General features: G+C 61.5%; 28 protein-coding genes. 10 read left to right on the forward strand and 18 right to left on the reverse strand.

Annotated elements, in window-relative coordinates:
* Position 1: 1 nt before the first annotated feature.
* The 9 genes from bamA to AC1RT2_RS20790 all read right to left on the reverse strand — a co-directional run bounded on the left by bamA (position 2) and on the right by AC1RT2_RS20790 (position 9,900).
* Positions 2-2,362, reverse strand: coding sequence for an outer membrane protein assembly factor BamA (bamA, locus tag AC1RT2_RS20750; protein WP_493104923.1), 2,361 nt, complete (start codon positions 2,360-2,362; stop codon positions 2-4).
* A 239-nt stretch (positions 2,363-2,601) separates the two neighbouring features.
* Entirely contained in the window at positions 2,602-3,735 is a 1,134-nt protein-coding gene (gene rseP / locus AC1RT2_RS20755) for an RIP metalloprotease RseP (RefSeq protein ID WP_493104925.1), read from the reverse strand.
* 25 nt (positions 3,736-3,760) lie between these two features.
* Complete coding sequence (locus tag AC1RT2_RS20760) at positions 3,761-4,594, reverse strand: phosphatidate cytidylyltransferase (RefSeq protein ID WP_493104927.1); 834 nt, start codon at positions 4,592-4,594, stop codon at positions 3,761-3,763.
* Positions 4,594-5,340 carry an isoprenyl transferase gene (locus AC1RT2_RS20765; RefSeq protein WP_069058828.1) on the reverse strand — a complete coding sequence of 249 codons (747 nt, stop codon included), beginning with the start codon at positions 5,338-5,340 and terminating at the stop codon, positions 4,594-4,596. Before AC1RT2_RS20765 ends, AC1RT2_RS20760 begins: the two co-directional genes overlap by 1 nt.
* 42 nt (positions 5,341-5,382) lie before the next feature.
* Positions 5,383-5,943 (reverse strand): ribosome recycling factor, encoded by a 561-nt coding sequence (frr, locus tag AC1RT2_RS20770; RefSeq protein WP_069058827.1) that lies wholly within the window; start codon positions 5,941-5,943, stop codon positions 5,383-5,385.
* 58 nt (positions 5,944-6,001) lie between these two features.
* The gene (pyrH, locus tag AC1RT2_RS20775) at positions 6,002-6,724 is read right to left on the reverse strand and encodes a UMP kinase (protein ID WP_069058826.1); all 723 of its coding nucleotides are present in this window, start codon (positions 6,722-6,724) and stop codon (positions 6,002-6,004) included.
* A 226-nt stretch (positions 6,725-6,950) separates the two neighbouring features.
* Entirely contained in the window at positions 6,951-7,877 is a 927-nt protein-coding gene (gene tsf / locus AC1RT2_RS20780; protein ID WP_069058825.1) for a translation elongation factor Ts, read from the reverse strand.
* A gap of 240 nt (positions 7,878-8,117) precedes the next feature.
* Complete coding sequence (rpsB, locus tag AC1RT2_RS20785) at positions 8,118-8,885, reverse strand: 30S ribosomal protein S2 (protein WP_069058823.1); 768 nt, start codon at positions 8,883-8,885, stop codon at positions 8,118-8,120.
* Between the two features lie 187 nt (positions 8,886-9,072).
* Positions 9,073-9,900: a cell envelope integrity EipB family protein gene (locus AC1RT2_RS20790; RefSeq protein ID WP_493104931.1), complete on the reverse strand. Its 828-nt coding sequence runs from the start codon at positions 9,898-9,900 to the stop codon at positions 9,073-9,075.
* A 146-nt stretch (positions 9,901-10,046) separates the two neighbouring features.
* On the opposite strand from AC1RT2_RS20790, the gene AC1RT2_RS20795 reads away from it, so the two are divergent.
* Genes AC1RT2_RS20795 through AC1RT2_RS20815 form a run of 5 tightly spaced genes read left to right on the forward strand, consistent with a single transcriptional unit; the run spans position 10,047 to position 13,320 of the window.
* Entirely contained in the window at positions 10,047-10,511 is a 465-nt protein-coding gene (locus tag AC1RT2_RS20795; protein WP_493104933.1) for a RidA family protein, read from the forward strand.
* Positions 10,511-11,236: a glycerophosphodiester phosphodiesterase gene (locus AC1RT2_RS20800; protein ID WP_069058817.1), complete on the forward strand. Its 726-nt coding sequence runs from the start codon at positions 10,511-10,513 to the stop codon at positions 11,234-11,236. The genes AC1RT2_RS20795 and AC1RT2_RS20800 overlap by 1 nt, the downstream gene beginning before the upstream one ends.
* A gap of 2 nt (positions 11,237-11,238) precedes the next feature.
* Positions 11,239-12,429 (forward strand): GNAT family N-acetyltransferase, encoded by a 1,191-nt coding sequence (locus tag AC1RT2_RS20805; protein WP_493104980.1) that lies wholly within the window; start codon positions 11,239-11,241, stop codon positions 12,427-12,429.
* Positions 12,430-12,448: 19 nt separating this feature from the next.
* Positions 12,449-12,871, forward strand: a complete 423-nt coding sequence (locus tag AC1RT2_RS20810) for an HIT family protein (RefSeq protein ID WP_493104936.1) — start codon at positions 12,449-12,451, stop codon at positions 12,869-12,871.
* Positions 12,868-13,320 carry a YqhG/Tai3 family protein gene (locus tag AC1RT2_RS20815; RefSeq protein ID WP_493104938.1) on the forward strand — a complete coding sequence of 151 codons (453 nt, stop codon included), beginning with the start codon at positions 12,868-12,870 and terminating at the stop codon, positions 13,318-13,320. The genes AC1RT2_RS20810 and AC1RT2_RS20815 overlap by 4 nt, the downstream gene beginning before the upstream one ends.
* Here the strand turns inward: AC1RT2_RS20815 and AC1RT2_RS20820 are convergent, their stop codons facing one another.
* The 8 genes from AC1RT2_RS20820 to AC1RT2_RS20855 all read right to left on the reverse strand — a co-directional run bounded on the left by AC1RT2_RS20820 (position 13,321) and on the right by AC1RT2_RS20855 (position 20,203).
* On the reverse strand, positions 13,321-13,665 hold the full coding sequence (locus AC1RT2_RS20820) for an AzlD domain-containing protein (protein WP_444802007.1): 345 nt from the start codon (positions 13,663-13,665) through the stop codon (positions 13,321-13,323). It abuts the gene before it with no gap.
* Positions 13,662-14,402: an AzlC family ABC transporter permease gene (locus AC1RT2_RS20825; RefSeq protein WP_493104940.1), complete on the reverse strand. Its 741-nt coding sequence runs from the start codon at positions 14,400-14,402 to the stop codon at positions 13,662-13,664. Before AC1RT2_RS20825 ends, AC1RT2_RS20820 begins: the two co-directional genes overlap by 4 nt.
* An 83-nt stretch (positions 14,403-14,485) precedes the next feature.
* Entirely contained in the window at positions 14,486-16,996 is a 2,511-nt protein-coding gene (gene clpA, locus AC1RT2_RS20830) for an ATP-dependent Clp protease ATP-binding subunit ClpA (RefSeq protein ID WP_069058805.1), read from the reverse strand.
* Positions 16,997-17,005: 9 nt separating this feature from the next.
* A complete protein-coding gene (clpS, locus tag AC1RT2_RS20835; RefSeq protein WP_069058804.1) occupies positions 17,006-17,356 on the reverse strand; it encodes an ATP-dependent Clp protease adapter ClpS in 351 nt (116 codons plus the stop codon).
* 267 nt (positions 17,357-17,623) lie between these two features.
* Positions 17,624-17,977 carry a phasin family protein gene (locus AC1RT2_RS20840; protein WP_069058802.1) on the reverse strand — a complete coding sequence of 118 codons (354 nt, stop codon included), beginning with the start codon at positions 17,975-17,977 and terminating at the stop codon, positions 17,624-17,626.
* A 216-nt stretch (positions 17,978-18,193) separates the two neighbouring features.
* Entirely contained in the window at positions 18,194-18,397 is a 204-nt protein-coding gene (locus tag AC1RT2_RS20845; RefSeq protein ID WP_069058801.1) for a DUF3126 family protein, read from the reverse strand.
* A gap of 96 nt (positions 18,398-18,493) precedes the next feature.
* Positions 18,494-19,327: a serine O-acetyltransferase gene (cysE, locus tag AC1RT2_RS20850; RefSeq protein ID WP_493104944.1), complete on the reverse strand. Its 834-nt coding sequence runs from the start codon at positions 19,325-19,327 to the stop codon at positions 18,494-18,496.
* A 90-nt stretch (positions 19,328-19,417) separates the two neighbouring features.
* A complete protein-coding gene (locus AC1RT2_RS20855; protein ID WP_493104946.1) occupies positions 19,418-20,203 on the reverse strand; it encodes an alpha/beta fold hydrolase in 786 nt (261 codons plus the stop codon).
* 168 nt (positions 20,204-20,371) lie between these two features.
* Between AC1RT2_RS20855 and AC1RT2_RS20860 the strand changes: the two genes are divergently transcribed.
* Positions 20,372-20,620, forward strand: a complete 249-nt coding sequence (locus AC1RT2_RS20860; RefSeq protein ID WP_493104948.1) for a zinc-finger domain-containing protein — start codon at positions 20,372-20,374, stop codon at positions 20,618-20,620.
* Positions 20,621-20,642: 22 nt separating this feature from the next.
* Complete coding sequence (locus AC1RT2_RS20865) at positions 20,643-21,803, forward strand: FAD-dependent monooxygenase (protein ID WP_493104950.1); 1,161 nt, start codon at positions 20,643-20,645, stop codon at positions 21,801-21,803.
* A gap of 3 nt (positions 21,804-21,806) precedes the next feature.
* Here the strand turns inward: AC1RT2_RS20865 and AC1RT2_RS20870 are convergent, their stop codons facing one another.
* Positions 21,807-22,997: a cystathionine beta-lyase gene (locus tag AC1RT2_RS20870; protein ID WP_493104952.1), complete on the reverse strand. Its 1,191-nt coding sequence runs from the start codon at positions 22,995-22,997 to the stop codon at positions 21,807-21,809.
* Positions 22,998-23,349: 352 nt separating this feature from the next.
* Between AC1RT2_RS20870 and AC1RT2_RS20875 the strand changes: the two genes are divergently transcribed.
* From AC1RT2_RS20875 to AC1RT2_RS20885, 3 genes are all read left to right on the forward strand, one after another.
* The gene (locus AC1RT2_RS20875) at positions 23,350-24,378 is read left to right on the forward strand and encodes an amino acid ABC transporter substrate-binding protein (protein ID WP_069058796.1); all 1,029 of its coding nucleotides are present in this window, start codon (positions 23,350-23,352) and stop codon (positions 24,376-24,378) included.
* Positions 24,379-24,475: 97 nt separating this feature from the next.
* Positions 24,476-25,684: an amino acid ABC transporter permease gene (locus AC1RT2_RS20880; RefSeq protein ID WP_493104955.1), complete on the forward strand. Its 1,209-nt coding sequence runs from the start codon at positions 24,476-24,478 to the stop codon at positions 25,682-25,684.
* Position 25,685: 1 nt separating this feature from the next.
* On the forward strand, positions 25,686-26,840 hold the full coding sequence (locus tag AC1RT2_RS20885) for an amino acid ABC transporter permease (RefSeq protein WP_069058794.1): 1,155 nt from the start codon (positions 25,686-25,688) through the stop codon (positions 26,838-26,840).
* Positions 26,841-26,908: the final 68 nt, after the last annotated feature.

Genomic DNA, 26,908 nt, shown 5'->3' on the forward strand with positions numbered 1-26,908 from the left:
CTTAGAACTGGGTCGCAATGCCGAACTTGAAGCGCTGCGTCTCGTCGAAGTCTTCCTTCTTGACCGGGATCGCATAGTCGAAACGCAACGGACCGAACGGCGACGCCCAGATGATGGAGGCACCGACCGAGGCGCGCAGTGTCATGTCCGTGCCCTTGACCTTGTCGTCAATGCCAAACTGGTTGACCTTGACGTCGTTGCCGTAGACCGTACCGGCATCGGCAAAGAACGCACCACGAAAACCAGCGTCACGCGGCACGAACGGCAGCGGGAAGGATGCTTCGGCAGAGGCTGTGAAGAACGTCGTACCACCGAGTGCATCACCCGTCGACGTTGCCCGCGGGCCGATCCCGCTGGATTCAAAGCCGCGCAAGTCGCTTCCTGACAGGTTAAACTGGTCATAGACCCTGGTGTCGCCAAAGCCCCACATGTGACCGCCGCTGACGGCGATGGAGCCGATGACATCCGCGTCTTCCAGAAGTGTATGATAGTAACGCGCCTTACCCGAAATCTTGTAGAACTCGGAATCACCACCCAGCCCTGCGAACTCTTGCGTGACCTGGGCAAAAATGCCGTCACGTGGGAGCGTGCGATCATCGATCGTATCGAACGTCATGCTATGTGCGATAGCGGAACGAACCCAAGGACCATTATTGACCACATCCCAGTACGGGCTGGACAGTTCTTCCCTGTCATCCGGATCATCGAAGTCTAGCGAAGTCTTGTAGTCGAGCCGCGCGTAGCTGTAGCGCAGCGTTGTCGACAAGTCTTCCGTGATCGGAGCCGTCACGCGGAGATTGAAGCCGCGCGTGTTCAGATCGTAGAAGTCTTCGCTCCGGTCTTCATTGCTGAAAATATCGAAACCAGCTGCGAGACGGTAGCCTAGGAAATAAGGCTCCGTGAACGAAAGGTTGTAGTCGCGAGAATTCGAGCCAGCACCGGCAGAAACGCGAATATATTGGCCGCGACCAAGGAAGTTTCTCTCTTCGATCGAAGCCTCAAGCTTCACGCCGCCCTTGTCGCCGGTTTCATAACCGGCACCGATACCGAAGGAACCGGTCGACTGGTCCTGAACATCGACAACAACAACAACACGGTCAGCTTCACTGCCCGGCGCCGTCGAGATGTTCACGGACGAGAAGTAACCGAGTGCCTCGAGACGACGCTTTGCGCGCGAAATCACATCCTGGTTAAAGGCGTCGCCTTCGCCGATATCGAACTCGCGACGAATGACGTAGTCACGCGTGCGGGTGTTGCCGCGGATCTCGATGCGCTCAACATACGCGCGCTCGCCCTGGTCAACCAGATAGTCCACGGCAATCGTGCTGGAACCCGGATCGCGGTTGCCGCGTGGCGTAACACGGGCGAACGGATACCCCTTCGCAGCGACCCGCTGGGAAATCTCGGACATCGTGCTCTGGACGTCCTTGGCGCGGTACGTCTTGCCCGGGCGGGATTCGACCAAGCCCTGCAGCTCTTGGGAATCAATGCCTTCGACGGTCGATTCGACATTCATCTGGCCGAAGTCGTAACGCTGGCCTTCATCGACCGTGAAGGTGATGACATACTCATTGCTCGTTTCATCCAGGACAGCCTCGGACGAAACGATGCGGAAGTCGGCATAACCGTTGTTGAAATAGAACTGGCGCAGCGTTTCTTCATCCGCGCGTAGCTTGTCTTCGTTATAGACATCCTTGCGGGTCAGGAACGACAGGAAGTTCGACTTCTTGGTGATGATGACGGACTGCAGGCGGCTGTTGCTATAGGCCTGATTGCCAACAAAGTTGATCTGCGAAATCTTCGTGCGATCCCCTTCGTCGACGACGAAGGCAAGGTTCACACGGCCATTGCCGAGCGGATAGGTCTCCGTGGTGACGGTCGCGTCGCTACGGCCGATGGAAGCATAGGCCTCCCGGATCGTCTGAATGTCGGCCTCGATGGCGGATTGACTGAACGGACCCAGCGACTGCGAGCGGAGCTGCGGCAGAAGCTTGTCGTCCTTGATCTTGCGGTTGCCGTTGACGACGACCTGGTTGATCAGCTGGTTCTCGTTGACGGTGACAACGAGCGTGCTGCCGGAAACGGTGATCTTCACGTCGGAGAAGTAGCCGGTCGCAAACAGCCGGCGCACGGAGGCGTCGATGTCCGTATTCGAAAAATTCTTGCCGGGGGTAATCGTGACGTTGGCTTTTACGGTATCAGCGCTGACACGTTCGGCGCCGCGCACCTGAATGCTGCGGATGACAGCCGCTTCAGCGGCAGTCGCGGAGACAAGCGTGGCAAAAGAGCCGCCCGTGACAACCATACTGGCCGACAATGCAACGGCCGACACGGCGTTCAAAAAGTTTGAACCAGCTTTCATCTTCACTACTTACCTTCGTTTCAACGTCCCGGCGGGCATACACCCGACTCCGGTCACGTTTGCCGTTTTAACCGCTTTTGCCATACAAGCAAGGTCACGCGTTAATTTCTGTTTACTTCAATTCAAACAGTGGCCCTAAGGTCACTAAATGCGTTTCATTACGGTAAACAGAGCCTTAGCAAGACTGCCCGTCGGACTGCGGCTCCCCTTTAATCTCCGCCGGACGTGCCGGCAAACTTTCAGCCAAGAAGCATGGATATGTCGTTCCAGGTCGCGAAGACCATCAGCATAAGCACCAGCGCCATGCCGATGCGAAATGCTATCTCCTGCGCCCCGGGCCCGACAGGCCTGCCCCGGATAGCCTCCACCGCATAGAACATCAGATGGCCGCCATCAAGTACCGGAACCGGCATAAGGTTCAAAAGTCCAATGGAAACAGAGAGGACGGCGGCCAGTTGCAGCAATGCGGCAACACCAAGCGTCGCCATCTGGCCGGAAGCCTGCGCAACACGGATGGGACCACCGAGCTGATCGGCCTTCATGCGACCCGTCACGAGATTCGATAGATAGTCGAACGTGCCCGTCACGATATGCCAGCTTTGCAGCACGCCCTGCCCCACGGCCTCGATCGGACCGTATTCGACGACGCGGAAATTGCCGGTCTCCTGGCTGGTCACAATACCGATCTGGCCGAGTTCGATCTTGTTGCCGAACTGATCGGTGATTTCCGCACGCTTCGGCACCACCGGGAGATCAAGGTCTGCGCCATCGCGGCGGACGGTAACCGTGATCTTCAGTTCGGGACGAACACTGACATAGCGGCGTACGTCATCGAACGTTGCCACTGGGTGGCCGTCGAGTGCCACGAGCAGGTCACCCGGGAGCACGCCGGCTTCTTCGGCGGCACTGCCGGGACGGACTTCCGCCACGATCGGATCTGCGATCTGTCGGCCATAGATCGAGAACATCACGGCAAAAATGGCGATGGCGAGCACAAAATTGGCAATCGGGCCGGCGGCCACGGTTATCGCCCTTTTCCACAGGGCGGCTCCGAGGAACGTGCGCTTGCGTACGGATTCAGGCAGCGCCGCAAGGGAATCATAATCCGGAATAGAGGCCGGATCGTCGTCGCCGAGGAACTTCACATAGCCGCCGAGCGGGATGGCGGAAAGCTTCCAGCGCGTACCATGCCGGTCGTTAAAGCCGAAGATCTCCGGACCGAAGCCCACCGAGAAGGCCGTAATGCCGATTCCCGACCAGCGGCCGGCCAGGTAGTGACCCATCTCGTGCACGAAGACGATGAGCGTCAACACGACCAGGAAGGGAATGATATAGCCCGTCACAAAGCCAACGGAGCCAGCCAGCATTTCCATGATCCCAATCCTTAAGTCTTCGTGATTACGGGCCGAAAAGAAACACGCCGGCTGGCGCGTTTGCGGCACCTGACACGAGCGCATCGCCTAGCGCAATGAGGAACGCGGCGAAGCAGGCAAAAACAAGGCCGTCGACCCGGTCCATCACGCCGCCATGTCCCGGAATGAGGCGGCTCGAATCCTTCACACCGAATCGGCGCTTGATGAACGACTCGAAAAGGTCGCCGACCTGGCTGAACACCGAGAGCACGAGCGCGATCATCGGTATCCACAGGCCGTTCAGCGGGAAGAAGATCATATGGACCAACGTGCCGGCGATAACGGCCGAAATGGCCCCGCCGATGGCACCGGACCAGGTCTTGCCCGGCGAAATCGGTGGCGCGAGTTTCGGTCCGCCAATGGCGCGGCCGACGAAATAGGCAAGAATGTCCGTCGCCCAGACGACCGCGAAGATGAAGATCATCGCCGCGAAGCCATTCGCCGTATCGCCACGAATCGCGGCAAGCGAGATGACCGTCAGGCCGGAGTAAACGATGCCGCCGGCAAGCCAGCCGCTGCCCTTGAGGGCCAAGGCATAGACGATGCCGATCAAGGTCGCGCCGATCAGCACGGGCAAGGCAAATTCATCGATGCCGAAGACGACGAGCAGTGCAATGATGCCGACCGAAAACCAGCCGAAGGCATTGGCGCGGAAATCCGTCTCCGGCATGCGGGTGATCGTCGACCACTCATAATAGACGAGAAGCCCGATGGCTGAAGCGAGCAGCCGGAAGGCAAAGCCGCCAAACCAGGTAGCGGCAAGCACGATGATGGCCAGCACGATGCCGGAAAGGATGCGCAGGCGCAGTTCACTCTGCATCAGGAACCCACCGCAAGGGTCTTCGTCGCCTGCAAGCCACCAAATCGGCGCTCACGCGCGGAATAGCGCGACAGGGCATCCAGAAAGGTCTCGCGCGAAAAATCCGGCCAGAAATCGGGAATGAACATCAGTTCGGCATAGGCGCCCTGCCAGAGCAGGAAGTTTGACAGCCGCTCCTCCCCGCTGGTGCGGATGATGAGGTCTGGGTCGGGAATGCCGGCAGTATCGAGCGATGCGCCAATGCGTTCCGGCGTGATCTCATTTGGATCGAGGCGCCCGGCGGCGACGTCTGCCGCGAGTGCCTGCATGGCGCGGGCGATCTCGTCACGCGAACCGTAGTTGAAGGCGATCACCAGCGTCGTGCCGGTATTCGCCCGGGTCGTGTCTTCCGCCTCCAGCAGGAGCGGCAGAATGTCGCTGGCGAGATTCGTCCGGTCGCCGATGATGCGGATGCGCACGTTCTGCCGGTGCAGCACCGCGAGGTCACGCCGGATGAAGGTCTTCAGAAGACCCATCAGGTCGGAGATCTCGCTTTGCGGCCGGCTCCAGTTTTCCGACGAGAAGGCAAAGAGCGTCAGGTAGGAAACACCACACTCAGTGGCCGTCCGCACGGCTTCGCGCACGGCCTCGACGCCCTTGCGATGACCCATAGCGCGCGGCAGGCCCCGCGCATTCGCCCAGCGCCCGTTGCCATCCATGATGATAGCGACGTGGGCAGGTACGGTGCTGGGCGAAAGCTGGTTCATGAGCAATCCGAAAAAGAGAAATGAATGCAGGTGGCGAACGGCCTAAACCTGCATGATTTCCCTTTCCTTCTCGGCAAGCAAGCGATCGACGTCGGAAATCGTCTCGTCCGTCATCTTCTGCACCTTTTCGGATTGGGCGCGGCTCAGGTCCTGGCCGATACTGCCGTCCTTTTCGGCTTTCTTAAGGTCGTCCATGCCGTCGCGACGCACATGGCGGATCGCGACCTTCGCCTTCTCGGCATAATCATGAGCGACCTTGACGAGCGACTTGCGGCGCTCTTCGTTGAGCTCCGGCAGCGGAATGCGCAGGTTCTGGCCATCGATGATCGGGTTGAGACCGAGATTCGATTCGCGAATGCCGCGCTCGACGGCGCCGACCATGCCCTTGTCCCAGACGGAGACCGACAGCATGCGCGGCTCCGGAACGGAGATATTGGCGACCTGGTTCAGCGGCACGCGCGAACCATAGGCTTCGACCTGCACCGGATCGAGCACGTTGGCCGAGGCGCGGCCGGTGCGCAGCGAGGCGATGTCGTTCTTGTAAGCGGAAATCGCGCCGTCCATGCGACGCTTCAGTTCCTTAAGGTCAATACCTTCACTCATCGGAATACTCCCGTTTTCATAAAGCGGCCGCACGCATCCAGCGTGCGCCGACTGAGAATCAGTTGTCGGTTACGATGGTACCGCGTCCGCCACCGGTCAATATTTCGGCAAAGCCGCTCTTTTCATGGATGGAGAAGACGATGATCGGAATGTGGTTTTCGCGCGCCAGCGCAACGGCGGCGACGTCCATCACGGCGAGGCCCTTTTCCAGCACTTCGCTGTGCGTCAGGCGGTCGAAGCGGGTGGCGTGCGGGTCCTTCTTGGGGTCGGCGGAGTAGATGCCATCGACCTGCGTGCCCTTGAAGATCGCCTCGGCGCCCATTTCGGCAGCGCGCAGTGCTGCGGCCGAATCGGTCGTGAAGAACGGGTTGCCGGTCCCGCCGGCAAAAATCACCACGCGGCCGAGCGACAGGTGGTAGAGCGTCGCGCGCTGCGAAAAGCTTTCACAGATTTCCGGCATCGCGATCGCCGAGAGGACAACGGTGTCGATGTCGAGCTTGCGCAGCGAGGTTGCGAGCGCCAGCGCATTGATGACGGTCGCCAGCATGCCCATGTGGTCGCCGGTCACCCGATCGCCACCCTTGGATGCAACCGCGACGCCGCGGAAGATGTTGCCGCCACCGACGACGACACCGACCTCGACGCCGAGCGCGCGGGCTTCCGCGATATCGGAGGCGATGCGATCAGCGACCGCGACATCGATGCCGAAGCCCTGCGATCCCATCAGCGCCTCGCCGGAGGCTTTCAGCAGAACACGTTTGTAGATTGGCTTGGCCGTCATGGTCGCTCCTGAACTCGTGGGCCTGCTCTCCCGATCCGGCAGCCGGGCAGAACCGTGGGCGGTCCTGCAAAGGGCAGCCCTCGCCGCATAGAAATTTCGGGGCAGGCATTTCGGCAAGCCGGATACACGAAGGGCGCCGCGTTGTCACGCGGCGCCCTGTTCTTTTCCCAATCAGGACAGTCTTTTCCCAATCGGGCCATTCTTTTCCCAGGCGGGAAAGTGGAAATCAGCCCTTGGCGACGGCTGCGACTTCGGCGGCGAAGTCCGTTACTTCCTTTTCGACGCCTTCGCCGAGCAGGAGACGGGCCATGCCGACGACTTCGATCGGCGCGCCGACGGTCTTTTCAGCTTCCTTGACAGCAGCGCCGACGGTCACTTCGGGGTTCATGACGAAGGCCTGCGACAGCAGGGCGACTTCTTCGAAGAACTTGCGCATGCGGCCTTCAACCATCTTCTCGATGATGTTGTCCGGCTTGCCGGAAGCGCGCGACTGCTCGATGAAGACGTTGCGTTCGCGCTCGGCGACGGCAGCATCGACTTCTTCGGAACGGATGGCGAGCGGGTTGGTGGCAGCAATGTGCATGGCAACCTGGCGGCCGATGGTGTTGAGCGCTTCCTTGTCGCCGGTCGACTTCAGCGCGACGAGAACGCCGAGCTTGCCGAGGCCGTCAGCAACCGCATTGTGGATGTAGGTCGCGACGACACCGTCTTCGACCGACAGCAGCGTTGCGCGGCGCAGGTTCATGTTCTCGCCGATCGTTGCGATCGCGTCGGTGATGGTCTCATGAACCGACTTGCCGGTTGCCGGGTAGTTGGCAGCCGAGATCGCCTCGACGGAACCGTCGGTGCCAAGTGCCACGCCAGCGACGCCGCGAACGAGGTCCTGGAAGGCATCGTTACGGGCAACGAAGTCGGTTTCGGAGTTGATTTCGATGACGACGGCCTTGGTGCCGGCGCTGGCAATGCCGATGAGGCCTTCAGCCGCTGTGCGGCCGGACTTCTTGTCGGCCTTGGCGATGCCCTTGGCGCGCAGCCAGTCGATCGCTGCTTCGATGTCGCCGTTGTTTTCGGTCAGCGCCCTCTTGCAGTCCATCATGCCTGCGCCGGACTTTTCGCGCAGTTCCTTCACCAGTGCAGCGGTGATTTCAGCCATTGTGAGCCTCTTGTCGGTTGTTGCGTGCCGCCGGAAAACCTCGGCGAACTCAAGGTTTTGGGAACGAATGTACCCGGAAATATGACAGGGTGATGAAGATCACCGCGACCTGTCGCCTCAACTGCGGCCCTTCGGACCGTGGGCAGACAAGGTCTTCAAACAAGCCGAGGCCAGGGATCGTCTCTCTGGCCTCGGTTGAATCTTAAAAGCAGGAGCGAGTGCTTCGCTCCGGCCCTGGCCTTATGCTTCGGCTTCAGCTTCGAGCGCCGGCTCGACCGGAACTTCAGCGGAGGCGCCGAGATCGCGGCCCGATGCGCCCTGCTGGCGTGCGATGCCGTCGATGGCAGCGCGTGCGATCAGGTCGCAGTACAGAGCGATGGCGCGCGAGGCGTCGTCGTTGCCGGGGATCGGGAAATCGATCGGGTCCGGATCGCAGTTGGAGTCGATGATGGCGACGACCGGGATGCCGAGACGCTTGGCTTCCTGGATGGCGATCGATTCCTTGTTGGTGTCGATGATGAACATCAGGTCCGGCGTGCCGCCCATGTCGCGGATACCGCCGAGAGCCTTTTCAAGCTTTTCGCGTTCGCGCTCGAGGGTCAGGCGCTCCTTCTTCGAATAGCCGGAGCCTTCCGAAGCGAGGATCTCGTCGAGCTTGCGCAGACGCTGGATCGAGTTGGAGATGGTCTTCCAGTTCGTCAGCATGCCGCCGAGCCAGCGGGCGTTGACGTAGTACTGGGCGGAACGCTTGGCAGCGTCGGCAATGATGTCGGACGCCTGGCGCTTCGTGCCGACGAACAGAACGCGGCCGCCACCGGCAACCGTGTCGGACACGACCTGAAGGGCGCGCGAGAGCAGCGGAACGGTCTGTGCCAGGTCGATGATGTGAACGTTGTTACGATCGCCGAAGATGTACGGCTTCATCTTCGGGTTCCAGCGGTGGGTCTGGTGGCCGAAGTGAATACCAGCTTCCAGAAGCTGGCGCATAGAGAAATCGGGCAATGCCATGCCTTGTTATCCTTTTCCGGTTGAACCTCCGCAAGGCGAACAGCATCCCATCAAGGGATGCCACCGGGCGGAACGGTCCGGATTTCTCCCGGACGATCCCATGCCTTACGTGTGGAATGGCTGCCCCTTACCCCTAGTTTCCCGGAAGATCAAGGGCAGCGAGCAAAAAAGACGGTCGAGGGGGTGCTTACCTGCACTCCTGCTGCTTGAACATCTCGAGCTTGGCAAGCTTGCCGGTCAGCACGAACTCGCCATAGTCCATGGTCAGGTCACGGGTGATGCCGTTCTCGTAAAGCTTGAAGGACATGCGGTACACCGGCAGCGCATCGCCTTCGCTCGTGTCGTTATAGTAGGCGATCGAGACCGGCCAGAAGGCCTGCTTCGAGAAGGTGCCCGCCTTGTCGGCATCCGGATCGCCGGCCTTGGGTGTGTCCTTCTTGCCGACGACCGTCGTGGTCATCAACGTCTTGTCGCCAGCATCCGAGCCGTCGAAAAGGCGCGATTCGAAGAAGCGTTTGCCCTTCTTGGCGCTATCGATGACATCCAGCATGTGTTCGGTCGGGAAGCGGCTGGCGGCGAGTTCCACCTGCCGTGTGTCCGGCGCGGTCAGGTCGACGCTGACGCCATTCTTGTCCTCGCGGGCGGAGCCGCGCACTTCCTTGTCGAGCTTTTCGTCGGTGAACGACCGGGTGAGGAAGCGGAAGCTGCCGCTCTTCAGGTCCTCGTAGGTCGTCGTCTGCTGGTCGGTGAGCCGCGTTTCCTCGCCCGTATTGACCTGGGTGACGAAGCGGAAGCTCACCGTATAGCCGTCGCAGGGGCTGCCGTTGAATTCATAGACCATGCGGCCATACATGCCGGCGATGCCCGAGCGCTCGGTCGCATCCTTGAGCTGGAGGTCGTAGACGGCACGGTGCGGCGCAAGCCCCGTCGCCGGTGTGGCAAAGGCGCTCGTGATGCCGCTGCCGGCGAAGCATGCCCCGACCATGGCGACCGTGACAAAGGCTGAACGAAACATCCGTTTCCTCCTGTTGAAGTCGGTCGCGATGTTATAAGAACTCTTCCGGCAAAAGCGAGGCAATATGCGCGCAGCGCCCCATTCATTTCGATATCGCGACGGCAGGCCGCAGCGAGATCCCAAACTGGCCAACAACGGAGACCGAAATGTCCGCTGAAATCGAGAAACGCGTCAAGGAACTGGGCTACGATATTCCCGTTGCGGCCGCCCCGGCAGCCAACTATGTGCCCTTCGTCATCAGCGGCAACGTGCTCCACATTTCCGGCCAGTTGCCGATGCTCGACGGCAAGCTCGCCGTGACCGGCCATGTCGGCAAGGATGTCGACGTCACCGGCGCCCAGAAGGCGGCCGAACTCTGCGCGCTGGGTCTCCTTGCCCAGGCCAAGGCCGCGCTCGGCGACCTGTCGCGCATCAAGCGCATCATCAAGATCAACGGTTTCGTCGCCTCGACGCCGGACTTCGTCGAACAGCACCTCGTGCTGAACGGTGCGTCCAACTTCCTCGTCGGCGCGCTGGGCGACGCCGGCAAACACGCCCGCGCTGCCGTCGGCATGGCGGCGCTGCCGCTCAATGCCGCCGTCGAAATCGACGCCATCATGGAAATTGCCTGATGCAAAAATTCAGCTGGCTGACCGAGAGGCCGATTGCCCACCGCGGCTATCACGACCTCAACCGGACCGTCTGGGAAAACACGCTGTCCGCCTTCGCGCGCGCCGCCGACGCCGGCTTCGCCATAGAATGCGACCTGCAATATGCCGCCGATGCCATTCCCGTCGTCTTCCATGACGACGACCTAAAGCGCCTCTGCGGCATCGAGGGTGACGTTCGTGCCCGCACGGCCGGCGAACTCGGCCTGCTGCCGATCGGCGGCACGGCCGACCGCGTGCCGACGCTGAGGCAGCTTCTGCATCTCGTGAAGGGCCGTGTGCCGCTCGTTCTGGAACTGAAGGGTCGCAAGGGCGATGACGAGGGTTTCGCCATGGCGGTGCTCGATGCCATCGAGGACTATGAGGGTCCGGTCGCACTGATGAGCTTCGACCAGTGGCTGCTGAAAGACCTCAAGGAAATCGGCACGACACGCCCCGTCGGACTGACGGCCGAAGGCGCACGACCGGAGAATTTTGCGGTGCACGAAGCGGCCATGCAGCTCGGGCTCGATTTCATCTCTTATTATTACGGCCACCTGCCGAACGATTTCATCAGCCGGCAGCGCGATCTCGGCAAGCAGATCATCACCTGGACGGTGCGCGACGACGAAGCGCGCACGATCACGGCACTCAACGCGGACCAGATGACCTTCGAGGGGTTTGATCCGCGCGAGGCCTTGACGGCTTGAGCATGGCCGGATCGGTGCGCATCCGCGTCGAAACGAGCTTCGCCGACATTCCGGCGAAAGATTGGGGGGGCCTTGCCGGCGCCTCCAGGGACGATGCGACGACGCCCTACAATCCCTTCGTCAGCCACGCTTTCCTGTCCTCGCTCGAAGAATCGGGCTGTGCCATTGCCGAAACCGGCTGGCTCGGCCAGCATCTTGTTCTGGAGGGTGACGACGGCGCTGTTCTTGGCGCCCTGCCCGTCTATCTCAAGAACCACAGCCAGGGCGAATACGTCTTCGACCATGGCTGGGCCGACGCCTTCGAGCGCGCCGGCGGGAGCTATTATCCCAAGCTGCAAGCCGCGATCCCGTTCACGCCGGCGACCGGCCCGCGCCTGCTGCACCGCGTCGATCAACCGGTCGTCGCAACGCAGGCGGCTCTTGCCGAAGGCTTGAAGGAACTGTGCAGGCGCCACGGTGCCTCATCCGCGCATGTGACCTTCGTGCCAGAGGAGGAAATGCCGGTCTTCGAGGCTTCCGGCTACCTGCACCGCACCGACCAGCAGTTCCACTTCATCAATGCCGGCTATGGCTCGCACGACGATTTTCTCGAAACGCTTGCCTCGCGCAAGCGCAAGGCCCTGAAGAAGGAGCGTCGCGCGGCACTGGAGCACGGTATTTCCATCGATTGGCTGACGGGCAAGGATCTGACCGAACAGATCTGGGACCAGTTCTTCACCTTCTATATGGATACCGGCAGCCGCAAATGGGGACGGCCCTATCTCAACCGCCAGTTCTATCGCCTGATCGGCGAGCGCATGGCCGATGACATCCTGCTCATCATGGCCAAGCGCAATGGCCGCTACATTGCCGGTGCGATCAATTTCATCGGCAACGATACGCTCTATGGCCGGCACTGGGGCTGCATCGAGGATCACCCCTTCCTGCATTTCGAGGTCTGCTACCACCAAGCCATCGATTTTGCGATTGCCAAGGGGCTCAAGCGTGTCGAGGCTGGCGCGCAGGGTGAACACAAGCTGGCGCGCGGCTACCTGCCGGCCACCGTCCACTCGGCCCACTACATAACCCATGCGGGCCTCCGGCATGCCGTCGCGGATTATCTTGAGCGCGAACGCCGCGATGTCGAGGCGACGGGCGAATACCTTGCCGAACACGGCCCCTTCCGCCGCGGCGAACCAAACGACACGGACTGAGCATTATCGGGAGACGAGCATGAGCTACGATACGAACAACATCTTCGCAAAGATCCTGCGCGGCGAAATCCCTTCGCACCGCGTCTACGAGGACGATCACGCCATCGCCTTCATGGATGTGATGCCGCAGGCGAACGGCCATACACTCGTCATCCCCAAGGCGCCGTCGCGCAACATCCTGGATGCCGATCCGGAAACGCTGTCGCGCCTGATGCCGGTCGTGCAGAAAGTGGCGGTCGCGGTGAAGGAGGCGTTCGAGGCCGATGGCGTCACGGTCGTCCAGTTCAACGAACCGGCCGCCGGCCAGACCGTCTATCACCTGCACTTCCACGTCATCCCGCGCATCGAGGGCCTTCCTCTGAAGCCGCATTCGGGCACGATGGAAGACCAGGCTGTGCTGGCGGCAAATGCGGAAAAGCTGAGACAGGCGCTGGCGGAATGAGCACGCCTCTCCTCACCCGCCGCATGGTCCTGCTTGGGCTCACAAGTGCGGCTCTTCTTGCAGCACTGCCGGCTTTCCCCGCCTTTGCCGCGGAGCGGCCGGAAGCGATCGTCGAAAAAATCTACGCCGGCTACGACAATGACGGCAACGGCCCGAAGGACGTGCCCTATGTTGCCGACGTTGCCGAGCAACTGTCCGGTGAAAACCATCCGGGCTTCGATTTCTTCATCGACGCACAGGACTTCGACAAGGTTTCCGCCGTCGTCACACTTGTTTCGGAAAACGATACAGGTGCCGTGGTGCGTGCCGAGATGACGAATTTCGGTGCCACGAAAACGGTCGAAATCCACTTCGTGAAAAACGGCGGAAACTGGAAGATCGGCAACATGCGCTATCCCGTCGAAAACGGCTTCGACCTGCGCCAGAGCCTCGGCCTCGCGCCGCTCTGATCAGACGCCGGTGATGGCAAGACCCGCGGCCAGGAAGGCAATGGCCGCGGCAATTCCCAGGATCTGCCGAAAGCGCCCGCCGAAAAAGAAGCAAACGGCGCCGAAAACCACCGCGCCGAGCCGCAACCAGAGCGGCGAGGTTTCGAGCGTTCCCGTCGGGAAGAAGATCAGCTTGGCGATGACGGCGGCTACGAGTGCGGTCGCCACCGCCCTCACCCAGTTCAGCACTTCCGATTTCTCATCGAGGCGGTTGCCGGCAAGAACGCCCGCCCAGCGCCACAGATCCGTCGCAAGCCAGCCGGCGATGGCGATGTAGATATAGGGCCAGAGGCCGTCGAAGCTCATCGGCTGGCCTCCCTCTGGCGCAACAGCCGTTCCCCCCACCAGGCGACCGTTCCGCCGATGACGCCGGCAAGCAGGATGTCGTATTCCGGCGCGATCACCGCAAAGACGTAACCGAGCGCAAGGCCGATGCCGAGCGCCCAGTAGATCACGCGATGGCGGGCGGAAATCCAGATCGAGGTGAGGAAGTAGACCGGCGTCAGGAAGAACAGGCAGCCCGAAACGATCGGCGGAAATTCCGATACCGCGCCGTAGACGAGGCCGACGAGAACGATGTTGGCGAGCGTCAGCGTGATGCCGAAGCCGGCGAAGAAGGCGACGCGGCCTTCCCGTGGTACGGTGCGCACATGCTCCATGGCGAAGACCCAGGCGGTGATCGCCACGAAATGCGAGATGATCAGCAAGAGCCAGGTGGGCGTGCGACGGTCGCGAATCTCCGGGATCAGCGCCGCCACCATCGGCATCATGCGCACGGAGGACAGCGTCACGGCGATGAAGGCGGCCGCAATGTGGGCGCCAGACAGCATGGAGCCGACGAGGATCACCTTTGCCGGCAGCGCCCAGACCATGCCGGTCATGAACATCACCTGCTCGACCGGAATTTTCGCCTCCGCCGTGAAGGCCGCGAAGCCGACGAAGGACAGCATCAGGATGATCGCCGGCAGGCTGAAAATGCCGCGCATGCCGAGGAGGATCCAGTGCATCTGGGATTGAGGTTCTGGCGCGGTCTCGGCAGTCATCCACTCTCTCGGGCGGGTCTCGGGTCTTCAAAAAAAGAAAGCCGGGCAGTTACCTGCCCGGCCGGTATGACTTTGTAAAGCCGTTACTTCTTGCGTGGCACCTTCGGAACGGCGCTGGACTTGCGCGGCGGCTCGTCCTTCGGCTGTTCGGCCTTGGCTTCCGTCACCTTTTTCGATGACTTCGCCTTGGCCGGTGCCGCTTCAGCGGCGACGGTTTCCTTGGCCTTGCGGGGTTTCGCCTTCTTCGCGGCGGTTTCCTCGACTTCGGCCTTCGGCTTGATCGGCGCGGTTTCCGGCACGGCGTCGAGGATCAGGCCGGTCGAGCCATCTTCCTTCGTGCCGACGGAAACGCGGACGACGCCGCCCTTCTTGAGCTTACCGAAGAGGATTTCGTCGGCGAGCTTCTTCTTGATGTTTTCCTGGATGACGCGCGACAGCGGGCGGGCACCCATCTTTTCGTCGTAGCCCTTCTCGGCCAGCCAAGCGATTGCTTCCTGCTGGAGGTCGAAGGTGACGTTGCGCTCGGCAAGCTGGGTTTCCAGCTGCATTACGAACTTCTGCACGACCTGATGGATGACCGGCGTCGGCAGCGAGCCGAACGGGATGATCGCATCGAGACGGTTGCGGAACTCCGGCGTGAACAGGCGGTTGATCGCCTCCAGGTCCTCGCCTTCGCGCTTCGACGAACCGAAGCCGATGGCGGCCTTGGCCATGTCGGATGCGCCCGCATTGGTCGTCATGATCAGGATGACGTTGCGGAAGTCGATCTTCTTGCCGTTATGGTCGGTCAGCGAGCCGTGATCCATGACCTGCAACAGGATGTTGTAGAGGTCCGGATGCGCCTTCTCGATTTCGTCGAGCAGCAGCACGCAATGCGGATGCTGGTCGACGCCGTCCGTCAGGAGACCGCCCTGGTCGAAGCCGACATAGCCGGGAGGTGCACCGAGCAGACGCGAAACTGTGTGCCGCTCCATGTATTCGGACATGTCGAAGCGCAGCAGTTCCACGCCGAGCGAGCTGGCAAGCTGCTTGGCGACTTCCGTCTTGCCGACGCCGGTGGGGCCGGAGAACAGGTAGCAGCCGATCGGCTTGTTCGGTTCGCGCAGGCCCGCACGGGACAGCTTGATGGCCGACGACAATGCCTCGATGGCCAGATCCTGGCCGTAGACGACCGAGCCCAGTTCCTTCTCAAGGTTGGCGAGCACCTGCTCGTCGTCCTTCGAGACGGTCTTTGCCGGAATGCGGGCCATAGTGGCGATCGTCGCTTCGATCTCCTTCTCGGTGATCAGCTTGCGGCGCTTGCCGGCGGGCAGCAGCATCTGGGCCGCACCGGTCTCGTCGATCACGTCGATCGCCTTGTCCGGCAGCTTGCGATCGTTGATGTAGCGCGCCGACAGTTCGACGGCCGACTTGATCGCCTCGTTGGAATACCGAAGCTTGTGGTATTCCTCGAAATAGGGCTTCAGGCCCTTCATGATCTCGATCGTGTCGTCGATGGTCGGCTCGTTGACGTCGATCTTCTGGAAGCGGCGGACGAGTGCCCGGTCCTTCTCGAAGAACTGACGATATTCCTTGTAGGTCGTCGAGCCGATGCAACGGATCGCGCCGGAGGACAGAGCGGGCTTCAGCAGGTTGGACGCATCCATCGCGCCGCCGGAGGTGGCGCCGGCGCCGATGACGGTGTGGATCTCGTCGATGAACAGAACCGCACCCGGATAGTCTTCGAGCTCCTTGACGACCTGCTTCAGCCGTTCCTCGAAGTCACCGCGATAGCGCGTTCCGGCGAGCAACGTGCCCATGTCGAGCGAGAAGATCGTCGCGTCGGCCAGCGCTTCCGGTACCTTGCCTTCGACGATGCGCTTGGCGAGGCCTTCGGCGATGGCGGTCTTGCCCACGCCCGGGTCACCCACGTAGAGCGGGTTGTTCTTCGAGCGGCGGCAGAGGACCTGGATCGTGCGGTTCACCTCGCTGTGGCGGCCGATCAGCGGGTCGATCTTGCCGTTCTTGGCCTTCTCGTTGAGGTTCACGCAATAGGCCGTCAGCGCGTCCTGCTTCTTGGCGGCCTCTTCCGGCTCGCCACCGTTCCGCTGCTGCTTCGTCGGCTCGCTTTCGGACTCGTCGGCGCCGCGCACGGAGCGTTGCTCCGTGGAACCGGGACGCTTGCCGATGCCGTGCGAGATGAAGTTGACGGCGTCGTAGCGCGTCATTTCCTGCTCCTGCAGGAAATAGGCGGCGTGGCTTTCGCGCTCGGCGAAGATCGCGACAAGCACATTGGCCCCGGTCACTTCCTCGCGACCGGACGATTGGACATGGATCACCGCGCGCTGGATGACGCGCTGGAAGCCGGACGTGGGCTTCGAATCCTCTTCGTAGCCCGTCACCAGGTTGGCGAGGTCATGGTCGACATAGTCGGTGACGGTCTTGCGCAGCACGTCGAGATTGACATTGCAGGCGCCCATCACGGCAGCCGCGTCGGCGTCGTCGATGAGGGCGAGCAGGAGGTGCTCGAGCGTCGCATATTCGTGATGACGCTCGTTCGCGTAGGTCAGTGCCTGGTGGAGCGCCTTTTCAAGGCTTGCAGAAAATGTTGGCACGTTCGTTCCTCATTTCTTTTCCATGACACATTGCAGCGGATGCTGGTGCTGGCGGGAGAAATCCATCACCTGTGTCACTTTGGTTTCGGCAACCTCGTAGGTGAACACGCCACATTCGCCTACACCATGATTGTGCACATGGAGCATGACCCGCGTGGCTGCTTCTCGATCCTTCTGGAAGAAACGTTCCAGAATGTGGATTACAAACTCCATCGGAGTATAATCGTCATTGAGAAGCAGGACGCGATACAGGCTCGGCTTCTTGGTCTTCGGCTTCGTGCGGGTAATGACGGAGGTGCTGCGACCGGGAGTGTCGCTGCCGCCTTCCCCATCCTGCATTCGAGCCCGTCTCACATCCATTTGTGTTCATTCCCTTGATTTCGGCCGCTTCCTTGGAGCGCACCGTTCAGCCGTGGCTGCCTTCTGGACCTGTTATCTAATGTCTCGACACACGATTGTAAGACCCCTGCTTCGCACTGCAATCATAATCGCGGGCCGTCCGAAGGAAATAGCGAAATTTGCTCCCGCTCCACCAGCCTCGCGCAATCCCCGCAACACGAAAAGGCCGGCTGCGGTTGCCCGCAGCCGGCCGATAAACGCTATACGCGTACGCAGTACTGAAAAGTCTTAAGCCGCGACCGCAGCCTTGGCAGCAGCAGTCGCCTTGGCAACCGGTGCTTCGTAGGACTTGTACGTGCCCTTGGCGAGGTCGGCGTACATTTCGCTGAGCTTGGTCGCTTCGGCGACGAAGCCTTCATAGGCGGACTTCACGAAAGCCGTCTGCAGTTCGACAGCGGCTTCGACGCTCTTGACGCCAGAGAGCTTCTCGATGTGGGCAATGTTGTTTTCGAAGGACTTCTTCGAATAGTCAGCCGTTTCGGTGGCGATCGCCTGAAAGCCCTGCGCAACGGTGGCGTAGCTCTTGACGAACGTGTCCACGGCTTCCTTGCTCTTCTTGTTGGCGTCATCGAAATTGAACATCGAAGTCTCCTTTGATCCCGGTGATGTGTCCAAAATCTATATGCAATGCACAAAAAAGTCAATGAAGATGCTGCAACGCAATATTCCGCAAGCAAAGCAAGACCTTGCGCAATAGGTATGATTATTGGCGCTGAAAACGGCAGGCTTGTCGCACAAATATAATAAAAGGCCCGGCGCCATGGGCTGCCGGGCCTCTATCTTGGAAAAACCGACAGATCAGAGATCGATGTCGAGGATCGCCATGGAGAAGTTGTAGGACAGTTCGCCATCCTCGTCATCGCGAAAGACGACGCCCAGGAATTCATCAGCGAGATAGACCTCGGCCGATTCATCCTTACGCGGACGGGCCTTGATGACGATCTCCTTGTTGATATTGCGCTTGAAGTAGGCCTCGAGCTTCCTGATTTCTTCCGGCGTCACGACATGTCTCCGTCAACGTTTGATTTGCCGCGCTTCTCGCACCTGCCCCCGGTCGTGTAAACCCTCGATGTCCGGCAGGCTGCGACTTTTCCCGGATTAGAGATCGTAGTCGAAGGCCGCCAGAAGCTGGTCCATGGCACGCGACGGCTCGTTGCAGCCCGCCTCGCCGATGACCCTGGCCGGCACGCCGGCGACCGTCGATTTGGGCGGCACGGGCTTCAATACGACCGAGCCGGCGGCGATGCGCGAGCAATGGCCGATATGGATGTTGCCGAGGATTTTTGCACCCGCGCCGATCATCACGCCGTCGCCGATCTTCGGATGGCGGTCGCCGCCTTCCTTGCCGGTGCCGCCGAGCGTGACGTTATGCAGGATCGAGACGTTGTCGCCGATCACCGCCGTCTCGCCGACGACGAAGCCGGTGGCGTGATCGAGGAAGATGCCCTTGCCGATCCGCGCCGCCGGATTGATGTCGGTCTGGAAGACGCTGGACGAGCGGCTTTGCAGGTAGAGCGCGAGGTCGCGCCGGCCGCTGTTGTACAGCCAGTGCGCGACACGATGGGTCTGGATGGCGTGGAAACCCTTGAAATAGAGCACGGCATCCAGGAACCGCAGGCATGCGGGGTCACGGTCGTAGACGGCCTGGATATCGACGCGCAGGATGCTGCCCCATTCCGGCCAGTCTTCCAGCATCTCGGAAAAGATCTGGTGCAGCAGGTTCGCCTGCAGGTCCGGATGGTCGAGGCGTTCGCAGACGCGGTGGATCACGCTTTCTTCCAGCGAGCGGTGGTTCAGCACCGTCGAATAGAGGAAGGCCGCCAGCAGCGGCTCGGCCTGGGCAGCAACGCGCGCTTCTTCGCGCAGGCTGTCCCAGATCGGATCCATGGCCTTGAGATTCTCACCGGCCCTGAGTTCGTTCGTCGCGACCATCGCCGCACTCCTTATGGTCATTCCCGTCCATATATAATGCAAAGCACGGCCGAGCGAAATGGCCCGGCGGCCGTTGTCGTAAACGGCGCGTCAGCGACCGTCGATTTCCGCATAGAAATCCAGCACGGCACGCTTGAACACCTTGTCGCCGACGGCGAGCATGTGGTCGCGGCCGGGGATGTCGAGGGCACGGGCATTCGGCATGAGATCAGCGAGTGGCTGTGGCGCCCCGGCAATGTCGTCCTTCGTACCAACCCCGATCAGTGCCGGCACAGCGATGCGCCCCATATCCGCTTCCGTCAACAGATCACGCGATGTCATGATACAGGCGGCGAGCGCCTGCCGGTCGGATTTCGTCTGGTCGGCAAAGGCGCGGAACATGCGGCCGCGCTCGTGGCTCACCACGTCGAGCGACGGCGCCAGCAGCGCATCGGCGATCGGGTCCCAGTCGCCGACGCCGGTGACCATGCCGATGCCGAGCCCGCCGAACACGACGGACCGCACGCGGTGCGGATGGGCAAGCGCCAGGAAGGCGGTGATGCGCGCGCCCATCGAATAGCCGAAGACATGCGCCTCGGGGATTGCGAGGTGATCGAGCAGCGCCGCGGCATCGCCGGCCATCAGCGGCGGAGTATAGACCGCCGGGTCATGCGGCTTGGCGCTCTTGCCATGGCCGCGATTGTCGAAGGCGATGACGCGGTAGCCGGCATCGCCCAGCGTCTTCAGCCAGCCGGGAAACACCCAGTTGACGTTGGCGCTGGAGGCAAAGCCGTGGATCAGCAGTACCGGCTCGCCCGAGGGGTCGCCTTCATCGAAGAAGGCGAGTTCGAGACCATCATGGGTGAAGCTGGAAAAGGCTGGAGCATCGAGGTTCATCGCGGACCTACTTTCGTTTTCTTGTCCCTGCTCATAAAGCGGTTTAGCCCTGGAGAAAACGGCAGCCGCGCCGAAATCTCGCCAGGCGCGACGGTTTTGCATCTACACATTTCGCCGGAAGGCGACTATGGTCCGCGCCAGAAAAGACGGTATTTGACGGAGCATGACATGGCTGGCCACAGCATCCCCCATTTCCAGAACGACGGCGGCCATCGCGCAATCGAGATCGGCGTGAAGGAATTCATGTGCGTCGGCGCGTCCGTGCCCTATGACCACCCGCACGTCTTCCTCGACATGGGCGATGACAACGAGAAGGTCTGCCCGTACTGCTCGACGCTCTATCGCTACAACCCGACCTTCAAGGCCAGCCAGACCGATCCGGTCGGCTGCACGTTCACCAACCAGGTCGCGGCGTAACGGCCGAAGGGCCGGTACGACCATGTCTTCCATCACATCGGCAACCATCGTCGGCGCCGGCATTGCCGGGCTGACGACGGCGCTGGCGCTTGCGCAAAAAGGCATCACCGCGCGCATCCTCGAGCAGGCTCCTGCCCTTGAGGAAGTCGGCGCCGGCCTGCAACTCTCGCCAAACGCCTCCCGCATCCTCGACGACCTCGGCCTCATCGACGCGCTCAGCGCCCGCTGGAGCGAGCCCGATCATATCCTGCTGTCCACGGGAAGTTCGCTTGCGCCGCTTGCATCGGTTCCCGCCGGCCAGGCGGCACGCCGGCGCTGGGGCGCCCCCTATGGCGTGCTGCACCGCGCCGCGCTGCAGGCCGTGCTGCTCGATGCCGTTCGCCGGGAGCCACTCTGCACGGTCACGACGGGTCGGCGAATCGAAACCGCTGAGGAGGCGCGCGCCATCGCGCCGGCGGATATCCTCGTCGCCGCCGACGGTGTCTGGTCGCGCCTGCGGCAATCGGTACCCCGCGCCCTGCCCGCCCGCTATTCCGGCACTATCGCCTGGCGCTTTCTCGTGCCCTATGGCGTTGCCCCGCCGTTTCTCAACCCGCGCACCGTGACGGCTTTTCTTGGCCCCCACGCACATCTCGTCGCCTATCCGCTTGTGGAAAGCCAGGCCTTCAACATCGTCGCCATCCACCAACTGGCGGAAGCGCCGCCGGAGGGTTGGTCACGAAAGGGCGACGCTATGGCACGCAAGCGCCTGCTCGACGCCTTTTCCGGCTGGCACGCCGATATCCGTCGCCTGTTGAACGACGCGCAGGATTCGCTGATGTGGCCGCTTTTCGAGTGCCCCGACGGTGTGTGGACGGACGGAAGCAAGGCCGTGCTGATCGGCGACGCCGCGCACGCCATGACGCCATTCGCGGCGCAAGGGGCCGCGATGGCGATCGAGGATGCCGCACTGCTCGCCCATGCGCTGGCAGATGGAACCGATACCACGCAGGCGCTGCGGCGTTTCGAAAGCACCCGTCGCGAGCGCGTCGCCCGCGTACGCAGCCGCGGTGCCTTCAACCGCTTCGCCTACCACGCCCGCGGCCCGATCGCGCTCGGCCGCAATCTCGTGCTAGCGCTGCGCGGATCGGAGAGCCTCGCCGCCGATCTCGACTGGCTCTACGGTTACCGCACACCAGATTGACGGTCAGACAGCCCGCGCGGCCGCAAGCCCGCGTTCGATATCGGCCTTGATATCCTTCACGTCTTCGAGGCCGATCTGGAGGCGGAGAACCGGCCCCTCTTCCGGCCCCTTGGCGATGCGGCGATCGTTGAGGTTCACATGGACCGCAAGGCACTCGAAGCCGCCCCAGGAGTAGCCGAGGCCGAAAATGCCAAGCGCATCGAGGAACGCATGGGCCTTCGCCCTGTAGCGCTCCGGCGAACCGCCATTCAGCACGATCGAGAAGATACCGCTTGAGCCCTTGAAGTCGCGCTTCCAGAGGTCATGGCCCGGGAAGCTCGGCAGTGCCGGGTGCAGCACGCGCGAAACGTCGCCCACGCCTTCCAGCCAGCGGGCGAGCTCAAGGGCACTTTCCTGGTGGCGCTCCAGCCGGACGCCCATGGTGCGCAGGCCGCGCAGAACCTGATAGGCATCGTCCGGCGACGCGCAGGTGCCCAGCGCGATCTGCGTGTCGTGCAACTGTTCCCAATGCGCGGCATTGGCCGAGACGGTGCCGAACAGCACGTCCGAATGGCCGGCCGGGTACTTCGTCGCGGCATGGATGGAAACGTCGACGCCAAAATCCAGCGGGCGGAAATAGAGCGGCGTCGCCCAGGTATTGTCCATGGTGACGATCGCGCCATGCTGGTGGGCAATGGCGGCGATGGCCGGGATATCCTGCATCTCGAAGGTGTTGGAACCAGGGGCCTCGGTGTGGACCAGCCTGGTGTTCGGCTTGATCAGGGCCGCGATACCCGCGCCGATCATCGGATCGTAATATTCCACCGTCACGCCAAGACGTTTCAGCATCGTATCGCAGAAGTGACGGGTCGGGTGGTAGACCGAATCGACGATGAGCGCGTGGTCGCCGGCCGAAAGATAGGCCAGGAACGGCACGGTGACGGCAGCCAGCCCCGAGGGCACGAGAATGGTGCCGGCGGACCCTTCCAGTTCATCGATGGCATCGCACAGCGCATCCGTGGTGGGCGTCCCGCGCGTGCCGTAGGTATATTTCTGCGCCCGGCTTTCCATCGTCGCGGCATTCGGGAAGAGCACGGTCGAGGCGTGTACAACCGGCGGATTGACGAAACCGTGATAGTCCGCCGGGTCGTTTCCGGCATGGGCAAGGCGGGTGTTCACGCCGGCGCCGGCGAGGATTTCGTCTCTGTTTTTCATGGGGCGGTCCGAGGATGCGAGAGGGAATTAAGCCGCCGACTTTTCGCCAGCGAGACCATGAGGTCAACCCCGCATGAATGGGCCATGGAATATCCAAAGCGCTTCAAATACTAAACACGCGGATTTTTTGAGCGATTTACTGCACAAATTCCCGATTTTCTGCCCAAAATCCCGTCAAGCGCCGACAAATTTAGGTTACTGACCGGAAAATGGCCCGGATCACTTGACCCTGCGAAATTTTGAGCATGAGATAAGCAACCTCGCGCCGGGAGGGTGGCGAGTTCCGCAACGTATCCATTAGGATCGCGTGACCTGCGGACAAAACAAAGACAACAGAAAAAGGTTGTAAAAAATGGCAAAAAAAATTGTGGCGGCGCTCGTTGGTGCAGCCGTTCTGGGGCTTGGCGCAACGGCAGCACAGGCCGACACGCTCTCTGACGTGAAGGCAAAGGGCTTCGTGCAGTGCGGCGTAAACGGTTCGAACCTCGCCGGCTTCGGCGCGCAGGATTCGGCCGGCAACTGGGCCGGTCTCGACGTTGACCTCTGCAAGGCCGTGGCCGCTGCCGTGTTCGGCGACGCCACCAAGGTAAAGTACACGCCGCTCTCGGCCAAGGACCGCTTCCCGGCCCTGCAGTCCGGCGAAATCGATATTCTCGCCCGCAACACCACCTGGAGCGTCAGCCGCGATTCGCAGCTCGGCTTCGATTTCCGCGCCGTGAACTATTATGACGGCCAGGGCTTCATGGTGAAGAAGGAACTCGGTGTGAAGTCGGCTCTGGAACTGTCCGGTGCTTCCGTCTGCGTCCAGTCCGGCACCACGACCGAACTGAACCTCGCCGACTACTTCCGCTCGAACAACATGGACTTCAAGCCGGTCGTTTTCGAAGCGCAGGATGAAGCCGACGCGGCCTACAATGCCGGCCGTTGCGACGCCTACACGACGGACGCCTCGGGCCTCTACTCGATCCGCCTGAAGATGGCCAACCCGGACGACCATATGGTTCTGCCGGAAATCATCTCCAAGGAGCCGCTCGGCCCGGCCGTTCGCCAGAACGACTCCAAGTGGTTCGATATCGTGACCTGGTCGCACTATGCGATGGTGGCTGCCGAAGAATTCGGCATCACGACGGCCAATGTCGAAGAGATGAAGAAGTCCGCCAACCCGGACATCAAGCGCTTCCTCGGCGAAGAAGCTGACTCGACCATCGGTGCAGACCTCGGCGTGCCGAAGGACTGGGCCGTGCAGATCATCAAGGCTGTCGGTAACTACGGCGAATCCTTCGAGCGCAATGTCGGCGAAGGCTCGCCGCTCAAGATCGCCCGCGGCCTGAACGGCCTGTGGACCAAGGGCGGCCTGCAGTACGCTCCGCCGGTTCGCTGAGCGACTGATCCGTACCAATCCGGGAGGGCAAATCGTTGCCCTCCCTTTTTAAACAAACGCCCGGAAAACAGGGCGAACGCAAACTCAGGGGAAATGTATGGCTCTTGCGGATGCCCGAACAGGGTCCGGCGAACCGCCGAAGGTATCTCTTCTTTACAATCCGGCGCTGAGAAGTACCGTCTATCAGGTCGTCACACTCGTCGTGATCGTCGCGGCGGTCTGGTATGCCTGGAACAACGTTGTTCAGAACCTTGCCCGCGCCAACATGACGGCGGGTTTCGGCTTCCTGAACAGCCGCGCCGGCTTCGACGTTGCGCAGAGCCTGATCGCCTATTCGAGCGACTCGACCTATTTCCGCGCACTCCAGGTCGGCCTTCTCAACACGCTCGTGGTGGCCGCCGCCGGAATCGTCACGGCGACGATCGTCGGCCTGCTCGTCGGCATCGGGCGCCTGTCGCACAACTGGCTGATCGCCCGGCTCTGCACGGTCTATGTGGAAATCTTCCGCAATATCCCGCCGCTGCTGGTGATTTTCTTCTGGTATCTCGGCGTTCTCGCCCTGCTGCCGTCGATCCGCACCATCTTCCAGCACGTTAAGGATAATCCGGGCGCCATCTTCTTCATCTCGAACCGCGGCATCTACATGCCGGCGCCAGTCTTCGGCGAAGGTTTCGGGGTCGTGCTTGCAGCCTTCGTCATCGGCGTGATCGCGGCGATCGCCTTCACGATCTGGGCGAATGCCCGCCAGCGTGCCACGGGTATTCGCCCGCCGGTCCTGTGGGTCAATCTCGGCCTCATCGTGCTGTTCCCGCTCATCGTCTTCGTGGTGCTGGGAAGCCCGCTCAGCCTCGATTATGCCGTGCCCGGCTCCTTTAATATGAAAGGTGGCATGGTCATCGGGCCGGAATTCCTGGCGCTCTACCTCGCGCTTTCGCTCTACACGGCCTCCTTCATCGCCGAGATCGTGCGCGCCGGTATCCGCGGCGTGTCCAAGGGCCAGTCGGAAGCCTCCTATGCGCTGGGTCTTCGCCCGCGCCAGGCGACCCGTCTCGTCGTGCTGCCGCAGGCGCTGCGGATCATCATTCCGCCGCTCACCTCGCAATATCTCAACCTCATCAAGAACTCTTCGCTCGCGGTGGCCGTCGGTTATGCCGACCTCGTCGCGGTCGGCGGAACCATCCTCAACCAGTCGGGCAAGTCGATCGAGATCATCTCGATCTGGATGCTGATCTATGTCTCGATCAGCCTCATCACCTCGCTGTTCATGAACTGGTTCAACGCCAAGATGGCATTGGTGGAGCGCTGAGATGGCTGAAAGCATTACCTACGTCCGCGAAGACTTCCTCGAGCCGGAGAAGGCACCGCTTTCCGACTCCTCCGTCATCGGCTGGATCCGCACAAACCTGTTCGCTTCGGTCAAGGACAGCATCCTGTCGCTCATCGCGCTGGCTGCACTGGTCTATTTCCTGCCGGGCCTCATCAACTGGCTGTTCGTGTCGGCCGTCTGGACCGGGGCAGACCGCACGGCCTGCCTCACCGTCGATCAGGGCGGTCAGCTTCCGGCGGGCTGGAGCGGCGCCTGCTGGGCCTATGTCGGCGATCGTTTCGTGCAGTTCATGTTCGGCTCCTATCCGCGCGACGAACTGTGGCGGCCATTGCTGGTCGTTGCGATGTTCGTGGGACTGCTCATCCCCTTCCTGATGCCGAAGGTGCAGCGCAAGGGGCTGAACGCCCTGCTGCTCCTGATCGTCCTGCCTGTCGTCGCCTTCTTCCTGCTGCTCGGCGGCGTATTCGGCCTCCGTCACGTCGAGACGTCGCTGTGGGGCGGCCTCATGGTGACGCTCATCATCTCGTTCGTCGGCATCGCCATATCGCTGCCGGCCGGCATTCTGCTGGCGCTTGGTCGCCGGTCGCAGATGCCGGTCCTGAAGACAGCCTGCGTTATCTTCATCGAACTGATCCGCGGCGTGCCGCTGATCACCGTTCTTTTCATGGCGAGCGTGCTGCTGCCGCTGTTCCTCGAACCCGGCAACAATATCGACAAGTTCCTGCGCGCGCTGATCGGCGTGTCGATCTTCGCGTCCGCCTACATGGCGGAGGTTATTCGCGGTGGTCTTCAAGCCATTCCGAAAGGACAATATGAAGCGGCCGACGCTCTTGGTCTAAACTACTTCCACAAAATGACCTTCGTCGTGCTTCCGCAGGCCATCAAACTCGTGATCCCGGGCATCGTGAACACCTTCATCGGCATGTTCAAGGATACCTCCCTCGTCACGATCATTTCGATGTACGACCTGCTCGGCATCGTGAAGGCAAGCTTTGGGGATTCGGCCTGGATCACACCGGTCACGCCGCTGACGGGCCTGATCTTCGCCGGCTTCACGTTCTGGATTTTCTGCTTCGGCATGTCGCGCTACTCGGCCTTCGTGGAACGCCGGCTCGACAAGGGCCATAAAAGATAACTGAGAGGAAACAACAATGGCCAACCAAGCCCAGGCGCAAAAGCTGGCGGTCTCCACGACGGACGTCG

This window comes from Shinella sp. GW821-FHT11G07 (assembly GCF_058808115.1).